This window comes from Thermus sp. (assembly GCF_039793865.1).
Taxonomy (GTDB): Bacteria; Deinococcota; Deinococci; order Deinococcales; family Thermaceae; genus Thermus.
Genome location: NZ_JBAMMI010000055.1, coordinates 1 through 4,976, shown reverse-complemented (window position 1 = coordinate 4,976; position 4,976 = coordinate 1). Strand labels below are relative to the sequence as shown.

Below are 4,976 nucleotides of genomic sequence, written 5' to 3'. Positions count from 1 at the left end.
TAACTTAGAGGGCAAGGAGGGGGAGAATGCAGGTAAGCGCGAAACCCTGGCTGGCCCATTACGACCCCGGTGTCCCCACCGAAGTGGAGGTGCCTCCCATCCCCCTTTGGCGCTTTCTGGAGGAAAGCGCCCGCCGCTTCCCCGAGAGGACAGCCTTGGAGTTTTTAGGAAAGTATCTGAGCTATCGGGAGCTATGGACCCTGGTCCGCCGCTTCGCAAAGGGGCTCGAGGACCTGGGGGTGCGCCCTGGGGACCGGGTGGCCATCATGCTCCCCAACACCCCCCAGTTCGTCATCGCCTTCTACGGCACCCTCCTCGCCGGGGGCGTGGGGGTGAACGTCAACCCCCTTTATACCCCAAGGGAACTCCGCCACCAGCTTCTGGACGCGGGGGCGGAGACCTTGGTGATCCTGGACCACCTCCTCCCCCGCTTCCTGGAGGTGGAGAAGGAGGTCCCGGTGAAGCGGGTGGTGGTCGCGGGGATCAAGGACTTCCTCCCCTTCCCCAAGAACCTCCTCTACCCCCTGAAGGCGAAAAGGGACAAACTTCCCCTGGGCTTCCCCAAGCGGAAGGGGTTCCACGCCTTCACCGAGCTCCTCAAGCGCCCTCCCGCCGAGCCCCACCCCATAGACCCCGAGGCCCCGGCCCTCCTCCAGTACACCGGGGGCACCACGGGCCTCGCCAAGGGGGCCGTGCTCACCCACAAAAACCTCGTGGTCAACGTCCTGCAGATCGACGCCTGGGACCCCACCTCCAAGGACCTCGTGGGCAAGGGGGTGATGCTCGGGGCCCTGCCCTTCTTCCACGTCTACGGCATGACCGTGGCCATGAACTACGGCCTCTACGCCGGCTACAAGCTCGTGCTCCTCCCGAGGCCGGAGATCAAGGCCATCGTGGAGGCCATAGAGAAGCACCGGGTCACCCACTTCCCCGGGGTGCCCACCCTCTACGTGGCCTTCAACCACTTCCCCGGCATAGAGAAGCGGGACGTGAAGAGCATCCGCATCTGCATCTCGGGGGCCGCGCCCCTCCCCGTGGAGGTGGCCAAGCGCTTTGAGGAGATCACCGGGGCGAGGCTCATTGAGGGCTACGGGCTCTCCGAGGCAAGCCCCGTCACCCACTGCAACCCCGTCCTGGGAAAGGCCAAAAAGGGCTCCATCGGCCTGCCCCTCCCCAGCGTGGACGCCAAGGTGGTGGACGAGGAGGGCAAGGAGGTCCCCATCGGCGAGGTGGGGGAGCTCATCGTCAAGGGCCCCAACGTCATGAAGGGCTACTGGAACCGCCCCGAGGAAACGGAGCGAACCCTAAAGGAGGGGTGGCTCTTCACCGGGGACCTGGCCCGCATGGACGAGGAGGGCTACTTCTACATCGTGGACCGCAAGAAGGACCTGATCATCGCCGGGGGCTACAACATCTACCCCCGGGAGGTGGAGGAGGTCCTCTACCAGCACGAGGCCGTCCAGGAAGCCGCCGTGGTGGGCGTCCCCGACCCCTACCGGGGCGAGACCGTGGCCGCCTTCCTGGTCCTCAAGCCCGAGTACCGGGGGAAGGTGAGCGAGAAGGACATTGAAGCCTTCTGCCGCCAAAACCTCGCCGCCTACAAGGTCCCCCGCATCCTGGAGTTCCGCGAAAGCCTCCCCAAGTCCGGGGTGGGGAAGATTTTGAGGCGGGAGCTTCGGGAGGAGTTCACCCGGCGGGGCGCTTAGCGGGCCCGGGCCACCGCCTCCCGGAAGGCCTCCACCGCCCGGTCCACCTCCTCCTCCGTGGTGAAGCGGCCCAGGAGAAGCGAAGGGAAGCCCGGGCCTCCTTGGGGGAGCGGCCGATGGCGAGGAGGACGTGGGAGGGCTCGAGGCTCCCCGCCGAGCAAGCCGACCCCGAGGAAACCGCCACCCCCAGGAGGTCCATGGTGAGGAGCAGGGCCTCCCCGTCGGCCCCCTTCACCGTGACGTTCACCAGCTTGGGAAGCCTTCTTTCGGGGTGGCCGTTGAGCTCCACCCCCTCCACGGCGAGGAGGCCGGCCTCGAGGCGCCTCCTTAGGGCGAGGAGCCTGGGGACCTCCTCGGGGAGGAGCCGCAAGGCCTTCTCCAGGGCCACCGCCAGTCCGTGGGCCAGGACGGGGCTCTGGGTGCCCCCCCGCCTCCCCCCCTCCTGCTTGCCCGGCACCAGGGGGAAAAGCTCCACCCCCTGGCGCACCAGGAGGGCCCCCACCCCCTTGGGCCCGTAGAACTTGTGGGCGCTCAAGGAGACCAGGTCGGCCCCCACCTGGTCCATGCGGAAGGGCACCTGGCCCACCGCCTGCACGGCGTCCGTGTGGAAGAGGACCCCGTGGGCGTGGGCCACCTCCGCGATCTCCCGCACCGGGTAGAGGGTGCCGAGCTCGTTGTTGGCGGCCATGACGCTCACCAAGAAGGTGTCCTCCCGCAGGGCCTCCCGCACCTGTTCCGGGTATATAAGGCCGTGGCGGTCGGGCTGGAGGCGGGTCACGGAAAAGCCTAGCCTCTCCAGAAGCCTCGAGGCCCCAAGGACGGCGGAGTGCTCCACCTCGGTGCTCACCAGGTGGCCCCGGCCCCGGGCCAGGGCCACCCCCAGGAGGGCCAGGGCGTCGGCCTCGGAGCCCGAGGCGGTGAAGACCACCTCCCGAGGCCCAGCCCCGAGGAGGGCGGCCACCTTTTCCCGGGCCTCCTCCAGGACCTTCCGGGCCTCCTGGCCGAAGCGGTGGATGCTCGCGGGGTTGCCGAAGATCCCCTCCACCTCCCGCATGGCCTCCCGCACCTCGGGGTCTAAGGGCGTGGTGGCGGCATAGTCCAGGTAGACCTTCAACTGGCCTCCAGCTGAATGAGGCGCTTGGCCTCAAGAAGCCTCCGCTCCTCAATGAGGTCCCGGAGGGTGGTACCGCCCAGGACCTGGCGCACCGCCAGGTCCACCCGCTTCCAGAGGAGTTCCGTGGAGCACTGCCCCACCTTGGCGCAGGACTCGGGGTCCTCTATGCAGGAAACCGGGGCCAGGCTTCCCTCCAGGGCCTCCACCACCTCCAGGGCGGTCACCCGCTCGGGAGGGCGGGCCAGGCGGTACCCCCCCCTGGCCCCCCGCACGGAGCGGACGAACCCAGCGCGGCGGAGCTGGGCGGCGATCTGCTCCAGGTAGTGCTGGCTGATGCCTTGGGCCTCGGCCACCTCCTTCAGGGGGACGGCCTCGGGAGCGCGGAGGCCGATCTCCACCAGGGCGCGAAGCCCGTACTGGGCCTTCGTGGAAACCCACATGGCCCCATTATACCCCTATTTCCCGCCCGAAAATCCGGCTTTTACCAGGGCGAGGCCGAAGAGAAAGGCCTGGAAGAGGACCACGCTGGCCCCGCTGGGCCAGTCCAGGAGGAGGGAGAGGAAAAGCCCCCCCAGGGTGGAAAGGAGGGCCAGGAGGAGGGAGAGAAGGGTCATCTGGGCAAAGGTGCGGGCCATGAGCCTAGCCGCCGCCCCGGGGATGACCAAAAAGGCCGCTACCAGGAGGATCCCCACCACCTTCACCGAAAGCACCAGGCTCACCGCCAAGAACGCCGAAAGGAGGTAGTCGTGGAGCGCCACGGGCACCCGGTCGGCCAGGGCCAGCTCCCGGTCAAAGGTGGCGTAGGCCAGAGGCCCCCATAGGGGCAGGAGGAAAAGGGCCAGGAGGACCATAAAGCCCACCGCCAGGAGGTCGGCGGGCCCCACGGCGAGGAGGGAGCCGAAGAGGTACCCCATGGCGTCCCCCACGTACCCCTTGGCCTTGGCGAGGAAGACGGCCCCCAGGGCCACGGAAAGGGCGAAGAAGACCCCGATGGCCGTGTCTTCGGAAAGCTCGGTGCGCTCCTTGACCCAGGTGATGGCCAGGGCCACGAGGACGGTGAAGGGCAGGGCAAGCCAGAGGGGCTCCCCCCTTAGGAAAAGCCCCAGGGCCACCCCGGCGAAAGCGGCGTGGGCCAAGCCGTCCCCCAGGAAGGAGAGGCGCCTTTGCACCACGAAGGGGGAGAGGAAGCCCGAAAGGAGGGCCACAAGGAGCCCGGCGAAGAGGGCGCGCTGGAAGAAAGGGTAGGCCAGGGCCTCAAGCACGGCCGCCCTCCACGAAGAGGCCGTGGGCGTGGCCCACGTGGCCGAAGGCCTGGCGCAGGCACTCCTCGGAAAGGGCCCGCTCGGGAGGGCCGAAGCCCACCACCCGGCGGTTCAGGACCAGGACGTGGCTGGCGTGGTGGGCCGCCTCCCAGTCGTGGGTGATCATGAGGACTGTGGCCCCGGATTCCCTCTGGTAGGCCTCGAGGTAGCGGTAGAGGTCCTCCTCCCCCACCCGGTCCACCCCGGTGGCGGGCTCGTCCAGGAGGAGAAGCCGGGGCCTGCGGATCAGGGCCCGGGCCAGGTAGACCCGCTGGAGCTGCCCCCCGGAAAGCCGCCCCAGGGGACGGTGAGCGAGCTCCAAAGCCCCCACCCGCTCCAGGGCCGCCGTGGCCCTTTCCCGCTCCCTCGCCCCCAGGCGGAAGGGCCAGCGCCGCCATAGCCCCGTGGCCACGAGCTCCAGGGCCAGGGCGGGGAAGGAGCGGTCAAAGGTCTTGATCTGGGGCACGTAGCCGAACCAAAGAGGGTCGGCCTGGCCCGCAGGACGGCCGAAGACGAGGACCTCCCCCCGGTAGGGCACCAGGCCCAGCACCGCCTTCAAGAGGGTGCTCTTCCCCGCCCCGTTAGGCCCCACGATGGCCACGAAGGCCCCTTCGGGAACGGAGAGCTGGACCTCCTCCAGGGCCTGGAACTCCCCAAAGCGCACGGAAAGGCGGCGGATCTCCAGGGCGATCATACTACGAATGATGACGCATTCTCACTAAGCCGTCAAGGGAACCGCCCGGGCGGGTTAAGTACCCCACTGCGGCAAAAGCCGCGGTGGGGGCCCCAAAAGAGCTTTCCCACAGCCCAAGCTCGGGTATCCCATGTAGCAAAGCCAAGGTGCGGGCACTTAGA

Annotated in this window: 4 protein-coding genes and 1 pseudogene; 1 reads left to right on the top strand and 4 read right to left on the bottom strand. The window is 68.4% G+C overall.

Annotation, left to right across the window (positions count from 1 at the left end; genetic code table 11):
• The first annotated feature begins 26 nt into the window (after nt 1-26).
• Nucleotides 27-1,706 carry a long-chain fatty acid--CoA ligase gene (locus tag ABJK26_RS05290; RefSeq protein ID WP_347241220.1) on the top strand — a complete coding sequence of 560 codons (1,680 nt, stop codon included), beginning with the start codon at nt 27-29 and terminating at the stop codon, nt 1,704-1,706.
• Here ABJK26_RS05290 and ABJK26_RS05285 read toward each other — a convergent pair.
• The 4 genes and pseudogenes from ABJK26_RS05285 to ABJK26_RS05270 all read right to left on the bottom strand — a co-directional run bounded on the left by ABJK26_RS05285 (nt 1,703) and on the right by ABJK26_RS05270 (nt 4,815).
• A pseudogene (locus ABJK26_RS05285) lies at nt 1,703-2,760 on the bottom strand (cysteine desulfurase family protein). The gene ABJK26_RS05290 and the pseudogene ABJK26_RS05285 overlap by 4 nt on opposite strands.
• Before the next feature lie 56 nt (nt 2,761-2,816).
• Nucleotides 2,817-3,260 (bottom strand): RrF2 family transcriptional regulator, encoded by a 444-nt coding sequence (locus ABJK26_RS05280; protein ID WP_347241218.1) that lies wholly within the window; start codon nt 3,258-3,260, stop codon nt 2,817-2,819.
• 15 nt (nt 3,261-3,275) lie between these two features.
• Entirely contained in the window at nt 3,276-4,082 is an 807-nt protein-coding gene (locus tag ABJK26_RS05275) for a metal ABC transporter permease (protein WP_347241217.1), read from the bottom strand.
• The gene (locus ABJK26_RS05270; protein ID WP_347241216.1) at nt 4,075-4,815 is read right to left on the bottom strand and encodes an ABC transporter ATP-binding protein; all 741 of its coding nucleotides are present in this window, start codon (nt 4,813-4,815) and stop codon (nt 4,075-4,077) included. The genes ABJK26_RS05275 and ABJK26_RS05270 overlap by 8 nt, the downstream gene beginning before the upstream one ends.
• Nucleotides 4,816-4,976: the final 161 nt, after the last annotated feature.